Raw genomic sequence first — 22796 nt, forward strand, 5'->3', positions numbered from 1 at the left:
TCAACTCCGTGGCAGCGCCTGCACCGCCGGTGATGTGGCGGGCAGGGCGGTGGTCGCTGACGGGGCGCCGGCGCCCTTGGGCAACCGGGTCAGGCGCAGGGCGTTGAGCACCACGGTCAGCGAACTGATCGACATGCCCACCGCAGCCCACACGGGCGTGATCCAGCCGAGAGCGGCGAAGGGCAACATGAGCCCATTGTACAGCCCCGCCCAGACCAGGTTCTCGATGATGACCCGGCGCGTGCGGCGGGCCAGGGCGAATGCCTGCACCACGCTGTCCAGGCGGTTGGACAGCAGCACAGCGTCGGCGCTGGTTTTGGCGAGATCAGTTGCCGAGCCCATGGCGACGCTGATGTCGGCGGCGGCCAGGACCGGCACGTCGTTCACGCCGTCGCCCAGCATCAGTACGCGGCGACCTTCCTGATGCAGCTGCCGCAGCACTTCGAGCTTGTCGTCCGGGCGCAGGCCGCCGCGGCAGTCGTCGATGCGCAGTTCCGCGGCCACGCGGCCGACCATGGGCGAACTGTCGCCGGACAACAGCAGGGTGCGCCAGCCGCGGGCGCGGCAGGCTTCGAGCAGGTCGGCGGCGTCGTCGCGGATGCGGTCGTCCAGCACCAGCCAGGCCAATGCTCCCCTTTCATCGCCCAGCAGCAGCCACTGACCGGGCTCTTGCGGGTGCAGTAGCGCTTCGCTGTTGCTCAGGGCGCAGACGAACGAGGGCTCGCCGATGCGCAGGCGGTGCTCGCCCACAAGGCCTTCCAGGCCCAGGCCGGGATGGCTCTCGACATTCTCGGCAGGCTGCGGTGCGCGGCCGAAGGCGCGGGCGATGGGGTGTTCGGAGCGGTTCTCCAGCGCGGCGGCCAGGGCCAGGCAGGCATCACTGTTCAGTGCGCCCAGCGGCCGGACCGCGCGGAGCGTCAGGCGGCCTTCGGTGAGGGTGCCGGTCTTGTCGAAGATCACCGTGTCGATGTGGTTCAGCCCTTCCAGCACGTGGCCGCGGGTCACCAGCAGGCCGAGCTTGTGCAGGCTGCCGGTGGCGGCGGTCAGCGCGGTCGGCGTGGCCAGGGACAGTGCGCAGGGGCAGGTCGCCACCAGCATCGCCAGGACCACCCAGAAGGCGCGGGAAGCGTCGTGCTGCCACCAGAACAGGCCGACGACGGCGGCGAGCACCAACAGGGCGATGAGGAACCATTGCGCGGCCTTGTCGGCCAGCTCGGCGAGGCGCGGTTTGTCCGACTGGGCGCGTTCCAGCAGGCGGACGATGGCGGACAGCCGGCTGTCGCCACCCAGTGCCTTGACCTGCACGGTCAGCGGACCTTCGACGTTGAGGGTGCCGCCGGTGACGCTGTCGCCGCTCTGGCGCGCCTGCGGCAGGTATTCGCCGGTGAGCAGGGATTCATCGACGCTGGACTGGCCCTCGAGGATCAGGCCGTCGGCAGGGATCACCGCGCCGGGTTGCACCAGAACGCGGTCGTCGATCTTCAATTCGCTGAGCAGTACGCGGCTGCTCTGGCCGCTGTCATCCAGGCGCAGGCAGGACGCCGGCAGCAGGTTGACCAGTTGCGCGGTGGCTGCCGCGGTGCGCTCGCGGGCACGACGTTCGAGGTAGCGGCCGGCGAGCAGGAACAGGGCGAACATGCCGACGGCATCGAAGTACAGGTCGCCATGGCCGGTGACGGCGGTCCAGATGCCAGCCAGGTAGGCGCCGCCGATGGCCAGGGACACTGAGACATCCATGGTCAGGTGGCGGGTGCGCAGGTCGCGTACGGCACCGCGGAAGAACGGCTGGCAGGAGTAGAAGACGATGGGCGTGGTGAGGAACATCGCCACCCAGCGCAGGATTTCGTGCAACTCGGGGCTCAGGTCGATGTTGAATTCCGGCCAAGTGGCCATGGTCGCCATCATTGCCTGGAACCACAGCAGGCCGGCGACGCCCAGTTGGCGCAGGGACTTGCGGTTTTCCTGGTGCAACTGCTCGGCGGCGCGGTCCGGTTGGAACGGGTGGGCGGCGTAGCCGATCCTGCGCAGTTCGGCGAGCAGTTCGCTCAGCGGAAGCTCGCTGTCGGACCAGCGCACATGCAGGCGATGGTTGGACAGGTTGAGGCCGGCCTCGGCGACGGCAGGCAGGCCCTTGAGGTGCTTTTCGATCAGCCAGCCGCAGGCGGCGCAGCTGATGCCTTCCATGATCAGGGTGGTCTCGGCCAGTTCGCCCATGTGCTGGACGAAGGGCTGCTGCACGTCGGGGCGGTCGAACAGCTTCAGCTCATCGGCGAGCTGTTCGGGTAGGGCATCAGGGTTGGGCGCGGCTTCAGTGCGGTGGCGGTAATAGCCTTCCAGGCCGCCGGCGACGATGGCCTCGGCCACGGCCTGGCAGCCGGGGCAGCAGAATTCGCGGGGCTCGCCCAGGACGGGCGCAACGAAACGGCTGCCGGGTGGAACCGGCAGCGCGCAGTGGTAACAGAGCAGCGCGGCGCTCATGGGCGCTCGGCTTCATCTCCGCTGAGGGGCTCGTCGCCGAGGTCGAAGGAGCCGCCGGGGGCGACTTTCTCTTCCTCGAACAGACGCCAGGTCTTGCCGTTCTCTTCGCCGAGCAGCTCGACGAAACGGCGACCTTTTACGGCGGAGTCGAGGCTGGCGGTGTAGCGGCCCGGCTCGGCGGGGCTGGCGCGCAGCACGAGGTGCTTGTCCTGCGATTCCAGGGTGGGGGAGAGCAGGTTCAGGGTGAGCGTGGTCGGACGGCTGTCGCCGGTTAGGCGCAGGTCCACTTCGCCGGTCAGCTCGTCGAAGCTGAGCTTGGCGCGCAGCTTGAGTTCCTGGGCCAGGTGCTCGCGGTCGAGGGAGCGGTTGATGCCCTTGCCGGCCTCGTAATAGTTGTCGCTGACCAGGGAGTCCTGATTATTCACGGCGATGTTGACCATCGTCAGGCTGAGGGCGATAGAGGTAGCCAGCATGGCGATGATGATCCACGGCCAGAGGTGCTTGTACCAGGGTTCCACGGGCGTTTTCATGGCCGATTGCATGGTTTTTTTCTCTCGCTGGCAGTGCCGCAGGGGCGCTGCCCGGTGAAGGGGCGGGCGAAATTCTACGTGCTTCGTTCGGTACTGGCACCCCATGCGCAACATGGGGTGCCAATTAGTTCAGCGTTGGTTCAACGAACGCGCGGGCCGATGAAGCGGCTGGTGGATTCCTTGCTGATGGACGGGTCGTCCACCGACTGGATGGTGAAGCTGATCTCGTTGGTGGTGGAGGGCAGCTTCTCCGGATCGATGGACAGTTCCACCGGCATGGTGAAGATGTCCCCGGCGGCAACCGAGATTTCCTTCTTGCCTTCCAGGATCAGGCCGTCCATGCCCTTGGCGCTGAGCACGTAGGTATGGTCCTTCTGGTCCTTGTTCATGACCTTCAGGCTGTACACGTTCTCGATGCGGCCTTCTGCGTTCTCGCGGTAGAGCACGCGGTCCTTGCTGACGTCGAAGCCGACCAGCGGGCGCAGGATGATGGCCGTGATCAGCAGGCCGATCATGATGCACAGGGCGATGGCGTAACCGATCAGGCGCGGGCGCACCAGATGGGTCTTCTGCCCGGACAGGTTGTGTTCGGTGGTGTAGCTGATCAGGCCGCGCGGATAGTTCATCTTGTCCATGATGCTGTCGCAGGCGTCGATGCACGCAGCGCAGCCGATGCACTCGATCTGCAGGCCGTCGCGGATATCGATGCCGGTCGGGCACACCTGTACGCACATGGTGCAGTCGATGCAGTCGCCCAGGCCCTGGGCCTTGTAGTCGACGGTTTTCTTGCGCGGGCCGCGTTTCTCGCCACGACGCGGGTCATAGGAGACGATCAGGGTGTCCTTGTCGAACATCACGCTCTGGAAGCGCGCGTAGGGGCACATGTAGATGCACACCTGCTCACGCAGCCAGCCGGCGTTGCCGTAGGTGGCGAGGGTGAAGAAGCCGACCCAGAAGTAGGCCCAGCCGTCTGCCTGGCCGGTTACCAGATCGCTCAACAGCTCGCGCATTGGGGCGAAGTAGCCTACGAAGGTCAGGCCGGTCACCAGGCCGATCAGCAGCCAGAGGCTGTGCTTGGCGATCTTGCGCAGCAGCTTGTTGCTGCTGAAGCCCGCCTTGTCGAGCTTCATGCGCTGGTTGCGGTCACCCTCGGTGACTTTCTCGCACCACATGAAGATCCAGGTCCATACGCTCTGCGGGCAGGTGTAGCCGCACCAGACGCGGCCGGCGAACACGGTGATGAAGAACAGGCCGAAGGCGCTGATGATCAACAGGCCCGAGAGAAGGATGAAGTCCTGCGGCCAGAAGGTCGCGCCGAAGATGTAGAACTTGCGCTCGGGCAGGTCCCAGAGAACCGCCTGGCGACCGTTCCAGGTCAGCCACACGGTGCCGAAATAGAGGAGGAAGAGGAGGGCGCCCCCGGCCATGCGGAGGTTGCGGAAGAACCCGGTAAAGGCTCGGGTGTAGATCTTTTCCCGGGAGGCATAAAGGTCGACGCTTTCACCCTTGCCCTTGGTGGGCGGAGTGACGTCCTGGACCGGAATCTGTTTGCTCATCAGTGCATTCCACGGCAGCGGGAGGGCGCCCTGTCGATACATGCCGAAAGGGTCAGAAATATGCTTGCACGCCTAACAATGATACGGCGTGGTGGGTGTTGCAACCGTGCGACAGTTGGTCGCGCAAGGAATTATGGACCCAGAAATAGAGCGGCGCCGGTGTAGAAACCGGCGCCGCTGGGTGTCGCTATGGGTGTAGGAAAGAGAGGCTTATTCGGCGCTCTTCTCACCTTCGCCATGGGACAGGCTATACACGTAGGCAGCGAGTAGATGAACCTGGTCTTTGCCCAGACGCTCCAGCTGAGCCGGCATCTGGCCCTGACGGCCGTAGCGGATGGTCTGCTGCAGCTGAGCGAAGCTCGAGCCGTAGATGAACGCAGCCGGGTGGGTCAGGTTCGGCGCGCCCATGGCGGCGGTGCCTTTGCCTTCGGCGCCGTGGCAAGCCACGCAGTTGGTAGAGAAGATCTTCTGGCCATTGGCGACCTGTTCGTCAGTCACGCCTTCGGGCAGCTTGCGGCCGTCCAGCTTGGTGGTGACGAAGGCAGCGACGTCGTGGACACCCTGGTCGCCGATGACTTCGCCCCAGGCCGGCATGGCCGCGTGGCGACCGCCTTCGATGGTGGCGATGATGTCCTTCGGCTCGCCGCCCCAACGCCAGTCGGCGTCGGTGAGGTTCGGGAAGCCGTGGGCACCCTTGGCGTCGGAACCGTGGCAGACGGAGCAGTTGGAAGCGAACAGGCGGTTACCCATTTTCAGGGCCTGCTCGTCCTTGGCCACTTCCTCGATCGGCATGGCGCCGAACTTGGCGTACAGCGGGCCGTACTTCTCATCGGCCTTGGCCATTTCCTTTTCCCACTGGTGTACACCGGTCCAGCCTTGTTCGCCGTTGGCGAATTCGGCCTTGTCCTGGTAGCCCGGGAGCAGGCCCTTCCAGTTGCCCAGCCCCGGGTACAGGACCAGGTAGCCGAGGGCGAAGATGAAGGTGGCCACGAACAGCATGAACCACCACTTCGGCAGCGGGTTGTCGTACTCCTCAATGCCATCGAAGGCATGGCCGACGGTTTCATCGGTGGCTTCGTTGCGCTGACCGCGACGGGTGGCGAACAGCAGCCACGCCAGGGCGAAGATGGTGCCCAGGGTAAGTACGGTGACGTACAGACTCCAGAAGGTTGTCATTCTTTGTTGCTCCTAGAAGCTTGCTCTTGCTCGACGTGCTTTTTGGCGACCGGGTCATCCGCGAAGGGCAGCAGGGCGTCTTCGTCGAAGCGCTCCTTGCGTTTGCCGCCATAGGCCCAGAGCAGGACGCCGACGAAGGCGACCATCACTACTACAGTGCCGATACCGCGAATGGTCCCGATATCCATCACTGTCACCGTTTGCTCTTGATGATGGTGCCGAGGCCTTGCAGGTAGGCGACGACAGCGTCCATCTCGGTCTTGCCTTTGACGGCATCACGGGCACCGGCGATGTCTTCGTCGGTGTAAGGCACGCCCAGAGTGCGCAGGGCTTCCATTTTCTTCGCCGTGTCCTTGCCGTCGAGCTTGTTCTCCACCAGCCAGGGGTAGGAGGGCATCTTCGATTCCGGCACTACGTTGCGCGGGTTGTACAGGTGCGCGCGGTGCCAATCGTCCGAGTAGCGGCCGCCGACGCGGGCCAGGTCCGGGCCGGTACGCTTGGAACCCCACAGGAACGGGTGATCCCAGACACTTTCGCCGGCGACGGAGTAATGGCCGTAGCGCTCGGTTTCGGCGCGGAACGGACGGACCATCTGCGAGTGGCAGCCTACGCAGCCTTCGCGGATGTAGATGTCACGGCCTTCGAGTTCCAGCGCGGTGCGCGGCTTCATGCCTTCGACCGGCTTGTTGGTCACGTCCTGGAAGAACAGCGGAACGATCTGGGTCAGACCGCCGATGCTCACCGCAATGACCATGAAGAAGGCCAGAAGGCCGATGTTCTTCTCGACTACTTCGTGCTTCATCAGTGAGCTCCTACAGCGGGGATCTGGGCAGCGGCATCGGCGTCAGCCTGTTTGAAACCGCGCACAGTACGGAAGGTGTTGTAGGCCATCAGCAGCATGCCGGAGGCGAAGAAGGCGCCGCCCAGCGCACGGACGATGAAGCCCGGGTGGCTGGCCTGCAGGGCTTCCACGAAGGAGTAGGTGAGGGTGCCGTCGGCGTTGATCGCGCGCCACATCAGGCCCTGGGTGATGCCGTTGACCCACATCGAGGCGATGTACAGCACAGTACCGATGGTAGCCAGCCAGAAGTGGGCGTTGATCAGACCAACACTGTGCATCTGCTCGCGGCCGAAGACCTTCGGAATCAGGTGGTACAGGGAGCCGATGGAGATCATCGCAACCCAGCCCAGAGCGCCGGCGTGCACGTGGCCGATGGTCCAGTCGGTGTAGTGCGACAGGGAGTTGACGGTCTTGATGGCCATCATCGGGCCTTCGAAGGTGGACATGCCGTAGAAGGCGAGGGAGACCACCAGGAAGCGCAGGATCGGATCGGTGCGCAGCTTATGCCAGGCGCCCGACAGGGTCATCATGCCGTTGATCATGCCACCCCAGCTAGGAGCCAGCAGGATCAGGGACATCACCATGCCCAGGGACTGGGCCCAGTCCGGCAGAGCGGTGTAGTGCAGGTGGTGCGGACCGGCCCAGATGTACAGGGTGATCAGCGCCCAGAAGTGCACGATGGACAGGCGATAGGAGTAGATCGGACGCTCGGCCTGCTTCGGAACGAAGTAGTACATCATGCCGAGGAAGCCAGTAGTCAGGAAGAAGCCCACGGCGTTGTGGCCGTACCACCACTGGATCATCGCGTCGGTGGCGCCGGCGTAGACCGAGTAGGACTTGAACCAGGTGACCGGCAGTTCCGCGCTGTTGACGATGTGCAGCATGGCGGTGACGAGGATGAACGCGCCGTAGAACCAGTTGCCCACGTAGATGTGCTTGGTCTTGCGCTTCATCACAGTGCCGAAGAACACCAGTGCGTAGGTGACCCAGACGATGGCCAGCAGGATGTCGATCGGCCATTCCAGCTCGGCGTACTCCTTGGAGGAGGTGTAGCCCAGCGGCAGGGTGATGCCGGCCAGCACGATTACCGCTTGCCAACCCCAGAAGGTGAAGGCTGCGAGGCTGTCAGAGACCAGGCGGGTCTGACAGGTGCGCTGTACGACGTAGTAGGAAGTTGCGAAGAGAGCACAGCCGCCGAAGGCGAAGATCACCAGGTTGGTGTGCAGCGGACGCAGGCGCCCGAAACTGGTCCAGGGAAGGTCCAGGTTCAACTGGGGCCAAACCAACTGTGAGGCGATGTAAACACCCACCCCCATTCCAAGTATCCCCCAGACCACCGTCATGATGGCGAACTGGCGGACGACCTTATAGTTATAAGCAGTCGGACTGATTGCTGTGCTCATTCTAAGGTTCCACGGTTTTTGGATTTTATGGACAAAAAACGGCGGCAAGTATGGAGAAAGCAGGTGGCCATTGCAACGCGCCAGGCCTTGGCGCGGTGCCGGTTCGACGCCTGCTCCGAAGCGCTTTGCGCCGCTGTTTGCGCCTGTTTCGGGTCGCACGTACCAACCTGGAAAGTGGGTCAGGTTAGTCGTATTGCAGGTTTGCGAATGGAATCCAGCTTAGACGTGAACCGGAAGGGTGTGAAGAAAGGAGATAGAGAGGGTGCGACACTTCGTCGCGATATTGCGGAGGTAAGAAACTCGCGCCCGTTTTAAGGGGCGCGAGTTGGGGGCGAGGAGTTTACTTCGCCTGGCCGGAAATGTTGTAGATGTAACCGGCGAGAATGTGCACTTTGTCTTTGCCCAGGTATTGCTCCTGCGCCGGCATCTGGCCCTGGCGGCCGTGACGGATGGTCTGCTGCAGTTGCGCGTAGCTGGAACCGTAGATGAAGGCGCCCGGGTGGGTCAGGTCAGGCGCGCCCATGATCGGGTTGCCCTTGCCTTCTGGACCGTGGCATGCGACGCAGGTGGTGGCGAACAGCTTGCCGCCGTTGTCGACATTCTCGGCGGTCACGCCCTCGGGCAGCTTGCGGCCGTCCAGTTGAGCGGTGACGAAGGCAGCTACGTCCTGCACGCCTTTCTCGCCCAGCACTTCGCCCCAGGCCGGCATGGCAGCGTGACGGCCACCCATGATGGTGGTTTCGATGTCCTGGGCGGTGCCGCCCCAGCGCCAGTCGCTGTCGGTCAGGTTCGGGAAGCCCTGGGCGCCCTTGGCGTCCGAGCCATGGCAGATGGAGCAGTAGGTGGCGAAGAGGCGCTCGCCCATTTTCATGGCTTGCGGGTCTTTCGCGACGTCTTCCACGGACATGGCGGAGTATTTGGCGAAGATCGGCCCATACTTCTCCTTGGCCAGCGCTTCTTCCCGCTCCCACTGCTTGTCCTGCGTCCAGCCACCCTCGTAGCCCGGCAGGATGCCCTTCCAGGTGCCCAGGCCTGGGTAGAGGACCAGGTAGCCGGCGGCGAACACGATGGTGCCGACGAACAGCAGGAACCACCACTTGGGCAGCGGGTTGTCGTATTCCTCGATGCCATCGAAGGCATGGCCCATGGTCTGGTCGGTGGTGTTCGAGGACTGCCCGCTGCGGGTGGCGAATACCAGCCACAGCAGGGCGATCAGCGAGCCGACTGTTAGAACGGTGATGTACAGACTCCAGAAGGTAGTCATGCGTTGTTGCTCCTAGAAGCTTGCTCTTGCTCAGCGTGACGCTTGGCTGCCGGGTCATCCGCGAAGGGCAGTAGCGCGTCTTCGTCGAAGCGCTCCTTGCGTTTGCCGCCGTAAGCCCAGAGCAGTACGCCGACGAAGGCCACCATCACGATGACGGTGCCGAGGCCGCGAATGGTCCCGATATCCATGCTGTCACCGCTTGTTCTTGATGGAGGTGCCGAGGACCTGCAGGTACGCGACTACCGCGTCCATTTCGGTCTTGCCCTTGACGGAATCGCTGGCGCCAGCGATGTCGTCGTCCGTGTAGGGCACGCCCATGACACGCATCACTTCCAGTTTTTTCGCCGTGTCCTTGCCGTCGAGCTTGTTCTCGACCAGCCAGGGGTAGGCGGGCATCTTCGATTCCGGCACGACGTTGCGCGGGTTGTAGAGGTGCGCGCGGTGCCAGTCGTCCGAGTAGCGGCCGCCGACCCGGGCCAGGTCCGGACCGGTACGCTTGGAGCCCCACAGGAACGGGTGGTCCCAGACGCTTTCGCCGGCGACGGAGTAGTGGCCGTAGCGCTCGGTCTCGGCGCGGAACGGACGGATCATCTGCGAGTGGCAGCCCACGCAACCTTCGCGGATGTACACGTCACGACCTTCCAGTTGCAGGGCGGTGTAGGGCTTCATGCCTTCCACCGGGGTGTTGGTGACGTCCTGGAAGAACAGCGGGACGATCTGGGTCAGGCCGCCGATGCTGACGGCCACGGCCATGCACAGGGCCAGCAGGCCGACGTTTTTCTCAAGTACTTCGTGTTTCATGTCGGTATCCTCAGGCCATCTGCGCCGCGGCTTGCATTTCAGCCGGCTTGGCGGCGGCGACGGTGCGCCAGACGTTGTAGGCCATGACCAGCATGCCCAGCAGGAAGATGGCACCACCGATCATCCGCACGATGAAGCCGGGGTGGCCGGCGGCCAGGGCTTCGACGAAGGAGTAGGTGAGGGTGCCGTCGGAGTTCACTGCGCGCCACATCAGGCCCTGGGTGATGCCGTTGACCCACATCGAGGCGATGTACAGCACAGTGCCGATGGTGGCCAGCCAGAAGTGGGTATTGATCAGGCCCACGCTGTGCATCTGCTCGCGGCCGAAGACCTTCGGGATCAGGTGATACAGCGAGCCGATGGAAACCATGGCGACCCAGCCCAGTGCGCCGGCATGTACGTGGCCGATGGTCCAGTCGGTGTAGTGGGAGAGGGCGTTGACGGTCTTGATTGCCATCATCGGGCCTTCGAAGGTGGACATGCCGTAGAAGGCCAGGGAAACCACCAGGAAGCGCAGGATCGGGTCGGTGCGCAGCTTATGCCAGGCGCCGGAGAGGGTCATCATGCCGTTGATCATGCCGCCCCAGCTCGGAGCCAGGAGGATCAGGGACATCACCATGCCCAGCGATTGCGCCCAGTCCGGCAGCGCGGTGTAGTGCAGGTGGTGCGGACCAGCCCAGATGTAGACGGCGATCAGTGCCCAGAAGTGCACGATGGACAGGCGGTAGGAGTAGACCGGGCGCTCGGCCTGTTTCGGAACGAAGTAGTACATCATCCCCAGGAAGCCGGCGGTCAGGAAGAAGCCCACGGCGTTGTGGCCGTACCACCACTGGATCATGGCGTCGGTGGCGCCCGAGTACAGCGAGTAGGACTTGGTCAGGCTGACCGGGATTTCCAGGTTATTGACCACGTGCAGAATCGCCACGGTCAGGATGAAGGCACCGAAGAACCAGTTGCCCACATAGATGTGCTTGGTCTTGCGCTTCATCAGCGTGCCGAAGAAGACGATGGCGTAGGAAACCCAGACGATGGTGATCAGGATGTCGATCGGCCATTCCAGCTCGGCGTACTCCTTGGAGGAGGTGTAGCCCAGCGGCAGGGTGATGGCGGCGCACAGGATCACCAGCTGCCAACCCCAGAAGGTGAAGGAAGCGAGCGGCCCCGCGAACAGGCGGGTCTGGCAGGTACGCTGCACCGAGTAGTAGCTGGTGGCGAACAGTGCGCAGCCGCCGAAGGCGAAGATCACCGCGTTGGTGTGCAGCGGACGCAGGCGGCCGAAGCTCGTCCACGGTAAGCCGAGGTTAAGGTCCGGCCACACCAATTGCGCGGCGATCAGGACACCGACGGCCATGCCGACGATCCCCCACACCACTGTCATAATGGCGAACTGGCGGACCACCTTATAGTTATAAGCGGTCTGATTGGTTGTGCTCATTTATGGGCTTCCATCCACGGTTATGGGCTATGCCCATCCCGGCAAGGTTTTTTACGGCTTACGGCGTATGCCGCCCCTCCCCCTTGGGATAGGTACTAATTCGGAATTAGCGGAGTGAAGGATGGATAAAGGCACCTCCCGGAATATTGATTCGGATCAATTGGCACCTGAGACCCCTGTCGCGGGCGCCTGCGGTCCTTTGTCGCTGCTCCGGAACCCGGCACGTGGCGAGCTGTCGGCGACGCTGGTTCTGGCGCACGGAGCGGGTGCGCCGATGGACATTCCGTTCATGGACGACATCGCTGCGCGCCTGGCCGAAAGGGGTATCTCAGTGGTGCGCTTCGAGTTCCCCTATATGGCTATGCGCCGACAGGACGGAAAGCGCCGCCCGCCGAACCCGCAGAAGCAGTTGCTCGAGTGCTGGCGGCAGGTTTACGCGCAGGTCCGCGCTGAGGTATCGGGCCAGCTGGTCATCGGCGGAAAGTCCATGGGCGGGCGGATAGCCAGCCTGCTGGCGGACGAGTTGGGCGCCGACGCGCTGGTCTGTCTCGGCTACCCGTTCTATGCCGCCGGCAAGCCTGAGAAGCCGCGCGTTGCCCATCTCGCTGAGCTGAAGACGCCGACGCTGATCGTGCAGGGCGAGCGTGATGCGCTGGGAGATCGCCCCACGGTCGAGAGCTACTCGCTGTCGCCAGCGATCCAATTGCAGTGGCTGGCCGCTGCCGACCACGACCTCAAGCCGCTCAAGGCCTCCGGGCTGACCCACGAGCAACATCTGGAAAGCACAGCCGCCAGGATCGAAGCTTTTCTATTGCGCTAATCGGTCCTTAATGCAGGAGTTCCTATCCTCGCCAGCGTCGGCTCCCCGGAGTCGACGCCCCGCTTCCAGAGGACAGGCTGAACGCTGCCATGAACCCCGATTACGCTGAACGCATTGCCACCCAATCCTTCCGATACGCCCCCGGCGCCGCGCACAGCCTGTTGCTGACTGGCGCGACCGGCTTTCTCGGCGGCTCCGTTGCTGCCCACCTGATCGCGGACGGCCACGGTCCAGCGTTGCTGTTTCTCGTCCGAGCAGAAACTTCGGAGCAGGGCCTGGAGCGGTTGCGTGACAACCTGCGCCTGCATTGCGTGCCGGAGACTGCGCTGAAGGGCCTTCAAGAGGACCAGATTCTCTGCGGCGACCTGCTGGACACTGCGTGGATGCAGGACGAGCGCGCCCGCCTGATGCGCGTGGAGCAGGTGATCAACTGCGCGGCGGTGGCTTCGTTCTCGAAGAACCCGAGCATCTGGCCGGTAAACGTCGAGGGCACCTTCGCGTTTGCCCGCCTGCTCAGCCAGTCGCGCAACCTCAAGCGCTTCCTTCACGTGGGCACGGCCATGTGCTGCGGACCGCAGCGCGAGTCGCCGGTGCGCGAGTCCTGGGACTTCCCCGACACTGAAGAGCAACTGGTGGACTACACCGCCTCCAAGGCCGAGATCGAGCGACGCATGCGCGAAGAGCTACCGTCGTTGCCGCTGGTGGTCGCGCGCCCCTCCATTGTGGTTGGGCACCGCGAACTGGGCTGCCGTGCGTCGGGGAGCATTTTCTGGGTGTTCCGCATGGGCTTCGCCTTGGAGAGCTTCACCTGCGACCTGGATGAGCAGATCGACGTGATCCCGGTGGACTACTGCGCCGAAGCGCTGGTGGCTCTGGCGCTCAAGCCGACGCTGAGCCACAGTCTCTATCACATCTCCGCCGGCCACGGTTCGGCGTGCACCTTCGGCGAGATTGATCGCGCCTATGCCGACGCGCGTGGCGAGCAACCCGTGGGGGCTCGCTACCGCAAGGTCAGCAGCGAGGATCTGCGCGAACTGGCCGGCAGCTTCGAGAGCCGCATCGGCAAGGCCAACCCGCGCCTGGTGCTGCGGGCGTTACGCCTTTACAGCGGCTTCGCCGACCTCAACTACCTGTTCGATAACCAGCGTCTGCTGGATGAAGGCATTGCCGCACCACCGCGCTTCACCGACTACGTGGACGTGTGCGTGCATTCCTCGCGGGATGTCAGCATCCCGGCTCAGATGCAGTGGGATTTCAAGTGACTCGCTAGAACGCTGCGTTCCTTGACCTTGTAGGAGCGAGCTTGCTCGCGGACGAACGGGCCGGCAGTTCCGGTGGGGAGGGGATCGCGAGCAAGCTCGCTCCTACAGCTAGTCTCTGGATCAGAGCGTAGGGCGCATACCCCGGAACGGGTTATCCGCCGCAATGGCGGATAACGCCTGGGGCGTAATTCGCCCGACGGTCCTAGGTGAGCTTTGGCCCTAGCGGTTGAAGCGCTCCACCAGCGAGTACTGCCTTTGCGCGGTCTGTGTCAGCTCTTCGCTGAGCAGGGCGGTGCGCTGCGCCTCGCCGGATGTCTGGTCGGCGAGATTGGCGATGGTGCTGATGTTGCGATTGATCTCCTCGGCGACGGCGCTCTGTTCCTCCGCCGCGGCGGCGATCTGGGTGGCCATTTCGGTGATGTTGGCCACCGCATCGCTGATCCCCACCAGCGCGTTGTCCGCCTGCAGCACGCGCTCCACGCCTTCGTCGGCCTGGCGGCGGCCGGAGTCCATGGCGCGCACCGCCTCGGTGGCGGTATTCTGCAGGTTGGCGATGAGCTGGTGAATCTGCCCGGTGGACTCGGCAGTGCGCTGGGCCAGGGAGCGGACTTCATCGGCGACCACGGCGAAACCGCGGCCCATCTCGCCGGCACGGGCGGCTTCGATGGCGGCGTTGAGCGCCAGCAGGTTGGTCTGGTCGGCGATGCCCTTGATCACGTCCACCACGCCACCGATCTGCTCGCTGTCGCGGGCCAGTTGGCTGACGGCTTCACCGGTTTCGCCCACGGAGCTGGAAAGACGCTGCATGGCCTCGCGCGTCTCGGCGGCGATCTGTCGGCCTTCGGTGGTCAGGTTGTTGGCCTGGCGAGTGGCATCGGCGGTGCGCTGCACGTTGTCGGCCACTTCCTGAGTGGTGGCGGCCATCTGGTTGACGGCGGTGGCCACCTGCTCGGTTTCCTGGCGCTGGCGGTCCAGCCCGGCGGAACTGTGGTGGGCCAGGGAATCCGCTTCGCGGGCCTGCTCGGTGAGGGTTTCGGCGGTGTCCTGCAGACGGGTCAGGCAGGTCTTCAGCCTTGCTTCCTGGCTGAGGATCGACATTTCCAGGCGTGCCTGGGCGCCGCGGCTGTCGGTGTACATCTGTGCGATCAGCGGGTCGGAGGTAGTCTGCTCGGCCAGGCGCAGCAGGCGCTTCAGCCCGCGTTGCTGCCAGCCCAGGCCGGCGAGGCCCAGCGGGATCGAGAGCAGGGCGGCCAGCAGGAAACCCCAGTGAGAGTTCAGCCAGGCGCCGATGAGGAAGCCGATCTGGCCGATCAGGATGAACGGGAGCCAGTCCAGCAGCACCGGCAGCCAGCGGTCGCGGGTGGGAATGGCCGATTTACCGGCATTGATGCGCGCATACAGCGCTTCGGCGCGGCGTACCTGTTCGGCGCTGGGCTTCACCCGCACCGACTCGTAGCCGACGATCTCGTTGTGCTCGTACATCGGCGTGACGTAGGCGCTGACCCAGTAATGATCGCCGTTCTTGCAGCGATTCTTGACGATGCCCATCCAGGGGCGGCCTTTCTTCAGGGTCGCCCACATGTGTGCAAACACCGCCGGCGGCACGTCCGGGTGGCGCACCAGGTTGTGCGCCGCGCCCACCAGCTCCTCGCGTGAGAAACCGCTGATGGCGCTGAAGGCATCGTTGACGTAGCTGATGACACCGCGGGCGTTGGTCGTGGAGATCAGCCGCTGTTCGGCAGGGAAGGTGCGTTCACGCTGGGTGATCGGCTGGTTGTTGCGCATCAGGCTGGGGTCTCGGAGAAAGGCGAATTGGCACGTCTGTCCAGCTTATCGGCCGCCGGCTCTAAAATTTGATGGCAATCACAGGAAAATGTCAGAAGAGTGACGCCGAGAGAATGACGATAGCGTATCGCCACCGGTCACGGAAATGAAACAAAAGAAGGAGGCGGCGGCCCGTTGCAGGCCGCCGCACCGCTCTAGATCAGGCTGCGCAGCACGTAGTGGAGGATGCCGCCGGCCTTGAAGTACTCGACTTCGTTCTGGGTATCGATACGGCAGAGCACCTCGAAGCTGTCCTGACTGCCGTTCTCCCGCTTCACCGTCACCTTGAGGGTCATGTGCGGCTTCAGCTCGCCGGACAGTCCGCTGATGCTCAGCACTTCCTTGCCGGTCAGCTTGAGCGCCTTGCGGTCCTGGCCGTCCCTGAACTGCAGTGGCAGCACGCCCATGCCCACCAGATTGGAGCGGTGGATGCGCTCGAAGCTCTCGGCGATCACTGCTTTGACCCCCAGCAGGTTGGTGCCCTTGGCCGCCCAGTCGCGGGACGAGCCGGTGCCGTATTCCTTGCCGGCGACGATCACCAGCGGGGTGCCGTCCTGCTGGTAACGCATGGCGGCGTCGTAGATCGCCAGCTTGTCGCCGGTGGGAACGTAGAGCGTGTTGCCGCCTTCCTCGCCGCCGAGCATCTCGTTCTTGATGCGGATGTTGGCGAAGGTGCCGCGCATCATCACCTCATGGTTCCCACGGCGCGAGCCGTAGGAGTTGAAGTCGGCGTAAGCCACGCCGTGCTCGCTGAGGTAGCGGCCGGCGGGGCTGTCCTTCTTGATGTTGCCGGCGGGGGAGATGTGGTCAGTGGTCACCGAGTCGCCCAGTACCGCGAGGATGTTGGCGCCCTGGATATCCGCGACTTTCGGTGGCGCCTCGGCGATGTGCTCGAAGAACGGCGGATGCTGGATGTAGGTGGAATCGTCCTGCCAGGTGTATGTCTGGGCGTCCGGCACCTGGATCGCACGCCATTTCTCATCGCCCTGAAAGACTTCGGCGTACTCCTTGTGGAACATCGCCGTGTCGACCTTCTGTACGGCGTCGGCAATTTCCTTCTGGGTCGGCCAGATGTCCTTCAGATAGACCGGTTGGCCATCCTTGCCGGTGCCCAGTGGGTCTTTCGTCAGGTCGGTGCGTACGCTGCCGGCCAGTGCATAGGCGACCACCAGCGGCGGCGAGGCCAGCCAGTTGGTCTTCACCAGCGGATGAACGCGGCCCTCGAAGTTGCGGTTGCCGGAGAGCACCGAGGCGACGGTCAGGTCCGCCTGCTGCACGGCCTTCTCGATGGGGTCGAGCAGCGGGCCGGAGTTGCCGATGCAGGTGGTGCAGCCGTAGCCGACCAGATCGAAGCCCAGCTCGTCGAGATAACGGGTCAGGCCGGCGGCGTGGAAGTACTCGGTGACCACCTTGGAGCCGGGAGCCAGGGAGCTCTTCACCCAGGGCTTGCGCTGCAGGCCTTTCTCCAGCGCCTTCTTCGCCAGCAGGCCGGCGGCCATCATCACGCTGGGGTTGGAAGTGTTGGTGCAGGAGGTGATGGCGGCAATCACCACGGCGCCGTTCTTCAGCCGATAGGTGTGGCCGTCGTGCTGGTAGTCGGCCTCGCCGGTCTGGGCTGCCGCGCCCACGGCGGCGCCACCACCACCCTCGCTGAGCAGGCGGCCTTCCTCGGTGGAGGCGGGTTTGATCTGCAGGCCGAGGAAGTCATCGAAGGCCTGGCTGACATGGCCGAGGGCGACGCGGTCCTGCGGGCGCTTGGGCCCGGCGAGGCTGGCCTCGACGTCGCCCATGTCCAGTTGCAGGGAGTCGGTGAATACCGGTTCGTGGCCTGTCTCGCGCCACAGGCCCTGGGCCTTGCTGTAGGCCTCCACCAGTTTGACCGCGTCGTCCGGGCGGCCGGACAGGCGCAGGTAGCCCAGGGTGATCTCGTCCACCGGGAAGAAGCCGCAGGTGGCGCCGTATTCCGGGGCCATGTTGGCGATCGTGGCGCGGTCGGCCAGCGGCAGGTCGGCGAGGCCGTCGCCATAGAACTCGACGAATTTTCCGACGACACCTTTCTTGCGCAGCATCTGGGTGACGGTCAGCACCAGGTCGGTGGCGGTGATGCCTTCCTTCAGCTTGCCGGTCAGCTTGAAGCCGATCACCTCGGGAATCAGCATCGACACCGGCTGGCCGAGCATGGCCGCCTCCGCCTCGATGCCGCCCACGCCCCAGCCGAGTACGCCGAGACCGTTGATCATGGTGGTGTGCGAGTCGGTGCCGACCAGGGTGTCGGGGAAGGCGTAGGTACGGCCGTCCTCGTCCTTGGTCCAGACGGTGCGCCCCAGGTACTCCAGGTTGACCTGGTGGCAGATGCCGGTGCCCGGCGGCACCACGCGGAAGTTGTCGAAGGCGTTCTGCCCCCAGCGCAGGAAGGCGTAGCGCTCGCCGTTGCGCTCCATCTCGATCTCGACGTTCTGGGCGAAGGCGGACTGGCTGGCGAACTTGTCCACCATCACCGAGTGGTCGATGACCAGGTCGACGGGGGACAGCGGGTTGATCTTCTGCGGGTCGCCGCCGGCCTTGGCCATGGCGTCGCGCATGGCGGCGAGGTCGACCACCGCCGGTACGCCGGTGAAGTCCTGCATCAGCACGCGGGCGGGGCGGTACTGGATCTCACGCTCGGAGCTGCGGGTCTTCAGCCAACCGGCCAGGGCTTTGAGGTCGTCGCCGGTGACGGTGTTGTCGTCCTCCCAGCGCAACAGGTTTTCCAGCAGGACTTTCAGGGACATGGGCAGCTTGCCCAGGTCCCCCAGACTCTTCGCCGCTTCAGGCAGGCTGTAGTAGTGATAGGTCTTGCCGGCGACCTCAAGGGTGCGCAGGCTGTTCAGGCTATCCACTGCGGGCATGACATTCTCCTCAGGCTTGGATTCTGCTCGTGATCGGCGGCGCGGCCGAATCAACGGCGCACAGGCGATACTTGGCGAAGGAGGGCGCTAACGTCCTGATCCATCGCAGGCCTGGTTCATTCAGACAGGCTGCGGTCGGTGGCATCTTCGCCAGGCAGGGCAATCATCGGGCAGTCTTCTGGCGGGCTGAGCCAGACCACTCAAGCTAGACCGCCCGAAGGGGTATTGCCATCTGTTCTGGACCCCAGGTTCCCCAGTGGGGTTCAGATCAAGTGAATATTGTCGTGGGAAGTTTCCTGCGAATCTGCATGAAACCTGTGCGGGCAGCCTCTATAGTGCGCGGCCAAGGAGACACCCCGATGAATACCCTCTTACTGCATTGCCGTCCAGGCTTCGAGAACGAGGTCTGTGCCGAGCTGTCCGAGCACGCCGCGCGCCTGGACATCCCCGGCTACGCCCGAGCCAAGCCGTCCTCCGCCTACGCCGAGTTCATCTGCATGGACGCCGATGGCGCTGGCCGCCTGATGCGCCAGTTGCGTTTCCCTGAGCTGATCTTCCCGCGCCAGTGGGCGCGTGGGAACGGCTTCACCGCGCTGCCGGAAACGGACCGCATCGGCGCGATCCTCGAGGCCCTGGCCGACTTTCCGGCATGCGGCAGCCTCTGGCTGGAGGTGTTCGATACCAACGACGGCAAGGAGCTATCGACCTTCTGCCGCAAGTTCGAGAAGCCCCTGCGCGCCGCCTTGGTGAAATCCGGCAAGTTGGTGGAAGACCCCAGCCTGCCGCGCCTGCTGCTGACCTTCCGCTCCGGCCGCGAGGCCTTCATCGGCCTGGCCGAGGCGCGCAACTGCGCCATGTGGCCCATGGGTATCCCGCGCCTGAAATTTCCCCGCGAGGCTCCCAGCCGCTCGACGCTGAAGCTGGAAGAGGCCTGGCACCACTTCATTCCGCGCGCCGACTGGGACCGCCGCCTGGCGCCGGACATGCTCGCCGTGGACCTGGGCGCATCGCCCGGCGGCTGGACCTGGCAGCTGGTGAACCGGGAGATGCGCGTGGTCGCCGTGGACAACGGGCCGATGGCGGAGAACCTGATGTACTCCGGGCTGGTCGAGCACCAGCGCGTTGACGGTTACGCCTTCCGTCCGCGCCAGCGCATGGACTGGATGGTCTGCGACATCGTCGAGAAGCCCGCGCGCACTGGGGCGATGATCGAAACCTGGATCGGCGAGGGGTTGTGCCGCGAGGCCATTGTCAACCTCAAGTTGCCGATGAAGCAGCGCTACGCCGAGGTGCAGCGTATCCTCGACCGCCTGGAGGAGTCCTTCCGCGAGCGCGGGCTGAAGGTGCAGATCGGCTGCAAGCAGCTCTACCATGACCGCGAGGAAGTGACCTGCCACCTGCGCCGACTCGAGAAGGGCGAGCGCTAGCGACGCGGAACTACCCGGTCACGCCACCCGACCTTCGGTGACTTGCCGCGCCGCCCGGCATTGCCCATGCTGTGCGGCGCGAGATCTTCCGGAGACCTTCGTGAAGCGAAAGTTGCCCTCCCTTCTGGGCAGTTACAGCCGCATGCTGCTGCCACGCCGTGGCCTCGGCCAGGGCGAGCGTGTGCCCTACCTGGCGATGGACAGCCGCACCCTGAAATTCGACCTGCGCCACCTGCGCGCGTACCGCCAGCACTTCGGCCTCGACCCGACGCTGGGCGTGCCGTTGCTCTATCCGCAGGTCATCAGCCTGCCGCTGCACCTGCGCCTGCTCAGCCGCTCGCGCATGCCGCTGTCGGTGGTCGGGCTGATCCACCTGCGCAGCCATATCCAGCGCTACCGCATGCTCGACGAGAACGAGCCGCTGCAGTTCGACTGCCGCATCCTCACCAGTCGCCGCAGCGAGCTGGGCCTGGAGGTGGACGTGGTCACCGAGGCCTGGCACCACGACATGCTCTACTGGCAGTCGATCACCACCTACCTGCGCCGGGGTGATTTCCTCGATGACGGGAGCCAGCCCGATCCACTGCCCGAGCGCGCCCAGTGGCAGACCCTGGAAGCGCCGGTGCATGCGGGCGTGCAGTGGCGCGTGCCGAAGATTGTCGGTTGGCGCTACGCCGGGCTGAGCGGCGACTTCAACCCGCTGCACCTGTCACGGCTGATGGCCTCGCACTATGGCTTCGGCAAACCCTTCGCCCACGGCATGTGGGGCTTGGCGCGCAGCCTGACCGGCCGTCGCCTGGCCGAGAACGTGCGCCTGGATGCGCACTTCAAGGCGCCGCTGCCGCTGGGTAGCCAGGTGAAGCAGGTCTACCGTCGCCTGGGCAAGAAGGAGCAGTGGGCGCTGCTGCCCGCCGAGGGCGATGGCCAGCCGATGCTGCTGGCGCAGCTGGACGAGGCGCCGGACGGGCCGTTGCGTTAGGCGCTTAGCTTGGATGAATTATTGCGGCTTGGTTCGCATCGGTGCACGCTTTTCGTAGGAGCGAGCTTGCTCGCGAACAGCATGGCAGAGCAGTCAACGACTCGTGGCGACGCGCGGTTGCAGCGGCACAAGGCCGGGCAGTTGCACTTCACCTTGCAATTCCACGGGGGCAATCAGCCAGGAACTGTTGAACAGGTACTGGTCGCTGAACCCGCTTACCAGTAATCCAATTTCATCCCCCGGCACGAGGCTGGCGCTGACGGCGTTCAACCGTGTGCTGCCCTGGTTCGCGAGCGGTTTCACCTGTTCGTCCAGGCGTCGGGTGCTGCCATCGGCGCTGCGGATCGCCAGGGCGGCGAAGAGCTGCGCTTCGGGGCGCTCCGTCAGCGGCTGGTTCAGGCGTACTTCGGCGCTGCCGAGCAGGGCGCTGTGTTCGCTGACGCGCTGCAAGGGGATGAACCGGGAAGGTTGCAGCAGACCGCTCACCGCCGGGCGGATGGCGGTGCCCGGCAATGCGAAGGTGGGGCCGGGAGCCGGCAGGTCGTCCAGCGCCACGCCCTGGTCGAGATCGAGGCTGATGCACAGGTCCGGCACGCCGTCGGCGGCGCCGGGACGCTTGCGCAGCTTTTCCTCGTACCAGGCGACGATGCCGGTGTAGAGGTTGATTGCCCGCGAGCCGCAATGGATCACCGGCTCGTTGTTGAACGGTGGCAACCCGCTCCAGGCCTGCAGCGGCGGCGGCAGGATGTGCCCGCCCTGCATGCCCAGCAGGCGTACGTCCGCGGGGCCCTGTTTCAGGCATTGTCGGATCTGCAGGCCTTGGTCCAGCGGGAACAGTGTGTCGCGCAGGCCCTGGATCAGCAGGGCGTCGGCGTGGGGCAGACGACCGGCCGCGCAATAACTGGCGAGGCTGTTGGCATGCAGTTCGGCCTGCACCGGCGCGGCCATGCGTCCGCCGGTGGTGTGCAGGTAATCGGCCTGGACGAACTTGCCCAGGTCGTAGCCGGTGGCCAGCCCCAGGCTCACCAGCACGCCGCCCCAGCCGATCTTCAGCTGGCCGTCCGGCGCCAGGGCGTCGGCCAGGTCGTACCAGGTGGCGATGGGGACGATGGCGTCGATGCGCGGGTCTTCTGCCGAGGCCAGCAGTTGAACGGCGCCGCCGTAGCTTTCGCCGAGCATGCCGACGCGCGGATCGTTCGGGCCGTCCATAGTCAGCCGGGCCAGATGCGCCGTGGCCCAGTCGATCACCGCGCTGGCGTCCTGCACTTCGAACTGCGGGTTCATCATCTCGATGCGCCCGTCGCTGCCGCCCCAGCCGCGCTGGTCGTAGCTGACCACCCAGAAGCCGGCCTTCCAGGCGCGCAGCGCGGCGCGACCGGACATCATGTTCTTGCCGTAGTAACCGTCCGGTCCGGTCACCCGCCAGCCGCCCCAACCGTGGGTGTGGACGATCAGCGGGGCGCTTTCGCCGGCCTTGAGTACCGGTTGGAACACGGTAGCGGAGAGCTTCGTGCCGTCGCGGGCGGTGATGACGGCCTCGAACCAGGTAGCCGGCAGATCCTGCCCGGCGCTGGCGTTGAAGTCGGGGACCTGGTCGCGGGCGGCGCAGCCGGCGAGCAACACGAGGCACAGGCAGAGGAGGGCGCGCATCGACTTTCCATAGTGGGGGCGAATGCGCCAGCATGCCCGGCGCCCGCAGCGCCCACCCCCCAACCAAGGTTCGGTGACCCGGACGGACGCGGGGTGACCGCACGGTGCGCTTTGCGCGACAATGCGCCATTGGTTTTTCTGGAGTGACGTGATGTCCCAGCCTGTCGATGCGATTCTCGACGCCACCGGCCTGAACTGCCCCGAGCCGGTCATGATGCTGCACAACAAGGTGCGCGACCTGCCGGCCGGCGGCCTGCTCAAGGTGATCGCCACCGACCCTTCCACCCGCCGCGACATCCCCAAGTTCTGCGTCTTCCTCGGCCACGAGCTGGTGGAGCAGCAGGAGGAGGCGGGGACCTACCTGTACTGGATTCGCAAGAAGGCGGAGTGATCATTCCGCCGATGCTGGATTGCGCGAAGGAGCGGACTGGATACTCCTCTGCGAGGCAACCTTCACCTCAA

19 protein-coding genes are annotated in these 22796 nt (G+C 64.8%); 5 read left to right on the plus strand and 14 right to left on the minus strand.

All coding sequences use genetic code 11. The features are described from left to right. The 11 genes from IB274_RS16175 to ccoN (IB274_RS16225) all read right to left on the minus strand — a co-directional run bounded on the left by IB274_RS16175 (position 1) and on the right by ccoN (IB274_RS16225) (position 11484). Positions 1-2478: a heavy metal translocating P-type ATPase gene (locus IB274_RS16175; RefSeq protein ID WP_192432934.1), complete on the minus strand. Its 2478-nt coding sequence runs from the start codon at positions 2476-2478 to the stop codon at positions 1-3. Then, complete coding sequence (locus IB274_RS16180) at positions 2475-3020, minus strand: FixH family protein (RefSeq protein ID WP_192432935.1); 546 nt, start codon at positions 3018-3020, stop codon at positions 2475-2477. The genes IB274_RS16175 and IB274_RS16180 overlap by 4 nt, the downstream gene beginning before the upstream one ends. A gap of 128 nt (positions 3021-3148) precedes the next feature. Continuing rightward, the gene (ccoG, locus tag IB274_RS16185; protein ID WP_192432936.1) at positions 3149-4564 is read right to left on the minus strand and encodes a cytochrome c oxidase accessory protein CcoG; all 1416 of its coding nucleotides are present in this window, start codon (positions 4562-4564) and stop codon (positions 3149-3151) included. A gap of 210 nt (positions 4565-4774) precedes the next feature. Beyond that, positions 4775-5740, minus strand: coding sequence for a cytochrome-c oxidase, cbb3-type subunit III (ccoP, locus tag IB274_RS16190; protein WP_081518549.1), 966 nt, complete (start codon positions 5738-5740; stop codon positions 4775-4777). Next, the gene (locus tag IB274_RS16195) at positions 5737-5928 is read right to left on the minus strand and encodes a cbb3-type cytochrome oxidase subunit 3 (RefSeq protein ID WP_024763940.1); all 192 of its coding nucleotides are present in this window, start codon (positions 5926-5928) and stop codon (positions 5737-5739) included. The genes ccoP (IB274_RS16190) and IB274_RS16195 overlap by 4 nt, the downstream gene beginning before the upstream one ends. Positions 5929-5933: 5 nt before the next feature. Next, a complete protein-coding gene (gene ccoO / locus IB274_RS16200) occupies positions 5934-6542 on the minus strand; it encodes a cytochrome-c oxidase, cbb3-type subunit II (RefSeq protein ID WP_017516817.1) in 609 nt (202 codons plus the stop codon). Then, a complete protein-coding gene (gene ccoN / locus IB274_RS16205) occupies positions 6542-7984 on the minus strand; it encodes a cytochrome-c oxidase, cbb3-type subunit I (protein WP_045209126.1) in 1443 nt (480 codons plus the stop codon). The genes ccoO (IB274_RS16200) and ccoN (IB274_RS16205) overlap by 1 nt, the downstream gene beginning before the upstream one ends. A 340-nt stretch (positions 7985-8324) precedes the next feature. Continuing rightward, entirely contained in the window at positions 8325-9248 is a 924-nt protein-coding gene (ccoP, locus tag IB274_RS16210; RefSeq protein WP_192432937.1) for a cytochrome-c oxidase, cbb3-type subunit III, read from the minus strand. Beyond that, a complete protein-coding gene (locus IB274_RS16215; protein WP_017516305.1) occupies positions 9245-9436 on the minus strand; it encodes a CcoQ/FixQ family Cbb3-type cytochrome c oxidase assembly chaperone in 192 nt (63 codons plus the stop codon). The genes ccoP (IB274_RS16210) and IB274_RS16215 overlap by 4 nt, the downstream gene beginning before the upstream one ends. Before the next feature lie 4 nt (positions 9437-9440). After that, the gene (gene ccoO, locus IB274_RS16220; protein WP_017516306.1) at positions 9441-10049 is read right to left on the minus strand and encodes a cytochrome-c oxidase, cbb3-type subunit II; all 609 of its coding nucleotides are present in this window, start codon (positions 10047-10049) and stop codon (positions 9441-9443) included. 10 nt (positions 10050-10059) lie between these two features. Further along, entirely contained in the window at positions 10060-11484 is a 1425-nt protein-coding gene (gene ccoN, locus IB274_RS16225) for a cytochrome-c oxidase, cbb3-type subunit I (protein WP_192432938.1), read from the minus strand. Between the two features lie 121 nt (positions 11485-11605). Between ccoN (IB274_RS16225) and IB274_RS16230 the strand changes: the two genes are divergently transcribed. Together IB274_RS16230 and cprA are read left to right on the plus strand one after the other, a co-directional pair. Then, positions 11606-12304, plus strand: coding sequence for an alpha/beta fold hydrolase (locus tag IB274_RS16230; RefSeq protein WP_225614882.1), 699 nt, complete (start codon positions 11606-11608; stop codon positions 12302-12304). A gap of 89 nt (positions 12305-12393) precedes the next feature. Further along, entirely contained in the window at positions 12394-13566 is a 1173-nt protein-coding gene (cprA, locus tag IB274_RS16235) for a cationic peptide resistance protein CprA (protein WP_225614883.1), read from the plus strand. Positions 13567-13785: 219 nt separating this feature from the next. On the opposite strand, the gene IB274_RS16240 is transcribed toward cprA, so the two are convergent. Both IB274_RS16240 and acnA read right to left on the minus strand, forming a co-directional pair. Next, positions 13786-15351, minus strand: coding sequence for a methyl-accepting chemotaxis protein (locus IB274_RS16240; protein WP_192432939.1), 1566 nt, complete (start codon positions 15349-15351; stop codon positions 13786-13788). 194 nt (positions 15352-15545) lie between these two features. Continuing rightward, on the minus strand, positions 15546-18278 hold the full coding sequence (gene acnA / locus IB274_RS16245; RefSeq protein WP_192432940.1) for an aconitate hydratase AcnA: 2733 nt from the start codon (positions 18276-18278) through the stop codon (positions 15546-15548). Between the two features lie 359 nt (positions 18279-18637). On the opposite strand from acnA, the gene rlmM reads away from it, so the two are divergent. After that, a complete protein-coding gene (rlmM, locus tag IB274_RS16250; protein WP_192432941.1) occupies positions 18638-19705 on the plus strand; it encodes a 23S rRNA (cytidine(2498)-2'-O)-methyltransferase RlmM in 1068 nt (355 codons plus the stop codon). Positions 19706-19805: 100 nt separating this feature from the next. Further along, positions 19806-20684, plus strand: a complete 879-nt coding sequence (locus IB274_RS16255) for a MaoC family dehydratase (protein WP_192432942.1) — start codon at positions 19806-19808, stop codon at positions 20682-20684. A 93-nt stretch (positions 20685-20777) separates the two neighbouring features. Here the strand turns inward: IB274_RS16255 and IB274_RS16260 are convergent, their stop codons facing one another. Then, positions 20778-22334: an alpha/beta fold hydrolase gene (locus IB274_RS16260; RefSeq protein WP_192432943.1), complete on the minus strand. Its 1557-nt coding sequence runs from the start codon at positions 22332-22334 to the stop codon at positions 20778-20780. A gap of 151 nt (positions 22335-22485) precedes the next feature. Between IB274_RS16260 and tusA the strand changes: the two genes are divergently transcribed. Next, the gene (gene tusA, locus IB274_RS16265; RefSeq protein WP_015477744.1) at positions 22486-22725 is read left to right on the plus strand and encodes a sulfurtransferase TusA; all 240 of its coding nucleotides are present in this window, start codon (positions 22486-22488) and stop codon (positions 22723-22725) included. Positions 22726-22796: the final 71 nt, after the last annotated feature.

Origin of the sequence: Pseudomonas sp. PDM18 (assembly GCF_014852585.1) — a bacterium.
GTDB lineage: Bacteria > Pseudomonadota > Gammaproteobacteria > Pseudomonadales > Pseudomonadaceae > Pseudomonas.

Coding starts and splice junctions, on each gene's coding strand:
- IB274_RS16175 (WP_192432934.1), bottom strand. CDS start 2,478: ATGAGCGCCGCGCTGCTCTGTTACCACTGCGCGCTGCCGGTTCCACCC.
- IB274_RS16180 (WP_192432935.1), bottom strand. CDS start 3,020: ATGCAATCGGCCATGAAAACGCCCGTGGAACCCTGGTACAAGCACCTC.
- ccoG (WP_192432936.1), bottom strand. CDS start 4,564: ATGAGCAAACAGATTCCGGTCCAGGACGTCACTCCGCCCACCAAGGGC.
- ccoP (WP_081518549.1), bottom strand. CDS start 5,740: ATGACAACCTTCTGGAGTCTGTACGTCACCGTACTTACCCTGGGCACC.
- IB274_RS16195 (WP_024763940.1), bottom strand. CDS start 5,928: ATGGATATCGGGACCATTCGCGGTATCGGCACTGTAGTAGTGATGGTC.
- ccoO (WP_017516817.1), bottom strand. CDS start 6,542: ATGAAGCACGAAGTAGTCGAGAAGAACATCGGCCTTCTGGCCTTCTTC.
- ccoN (WP_045209126.1), bottom strand. CDS start 7,984: ATGAGCACAGCAATCAGTCCGACTGCTTATAACTATAAGGTCGTCCGC.
- ccoP (WP_192432937.1), bottom strand. CDS start 9,248: ATGACTACCTTCTGGAGTCTGTACATCACCGTTCTAACAGTCGGCTCG.
- IB274_RS16215 (WP_017516305.1), bottom strand. CDS start 9,436: ATGGATATCGGGACCATTCGCGGCCTCGGCACCGTCATCGTGATGGTG.
- ccoO (WP_017516306.1), bottom strand. CDS start 10,049: ATGAAACACGAAGTACTTGAGAAAAACGTCGGCCTGCTGGCCCTGTGC.
- ccoN (WP_192432938.1), bottom strand. CDS start 11,484: ATGAGCACAACCAATCAGACCGCTTATAACTATAAGGTGGTCCGCCAG.
- IB274_RS16230 (WP_225614882.1), top strand. CDS start 11,606: ATGGATAAAGGCACCTCCCGGAATATTGATTCGGATCAATTGGCACCT.
- cprA (WP_225614883.1), top strand. CDS start 12,394: ATGAACCCCGATTACGCTGAACGCATTGCCACCCAATCCTTCCGATAC.
- IB274_RS16240 (WP_192432939.1), bottom strand. CDS start 15,351: ATGCGCAACAACCAGCCGATCACCCAGCGTGAACGCACCTTCCCTGCC.
- acnA (WP_192432940.1), bottom strand. CDS start 18,278: ATGCCCGCAGTGGATAGCCTGAACAGCCTGCGCACCCTTGAGGTCGCC.
- rlmM (WP_192432941.1), top strand. CDS start 18,638: ATGAATACCCTCTTACTGCATTGCCGTCCAGGCTTCGAGAACGAGGTC.
- IB274_RS16260 (WP_192432943.1), bottom strand. CDS start 22,334: ATGCGCGCCCTCCTCTGCCTGTGCCTCGTGTTGCTCGCCGGCTGCGCC.
- tusA (WP_015477744.1), top strand. CDS start 22,486: ATGTCCCAGCCTGTCGATGCGATTCTCGACGCCACCGGCCTGAACTGC.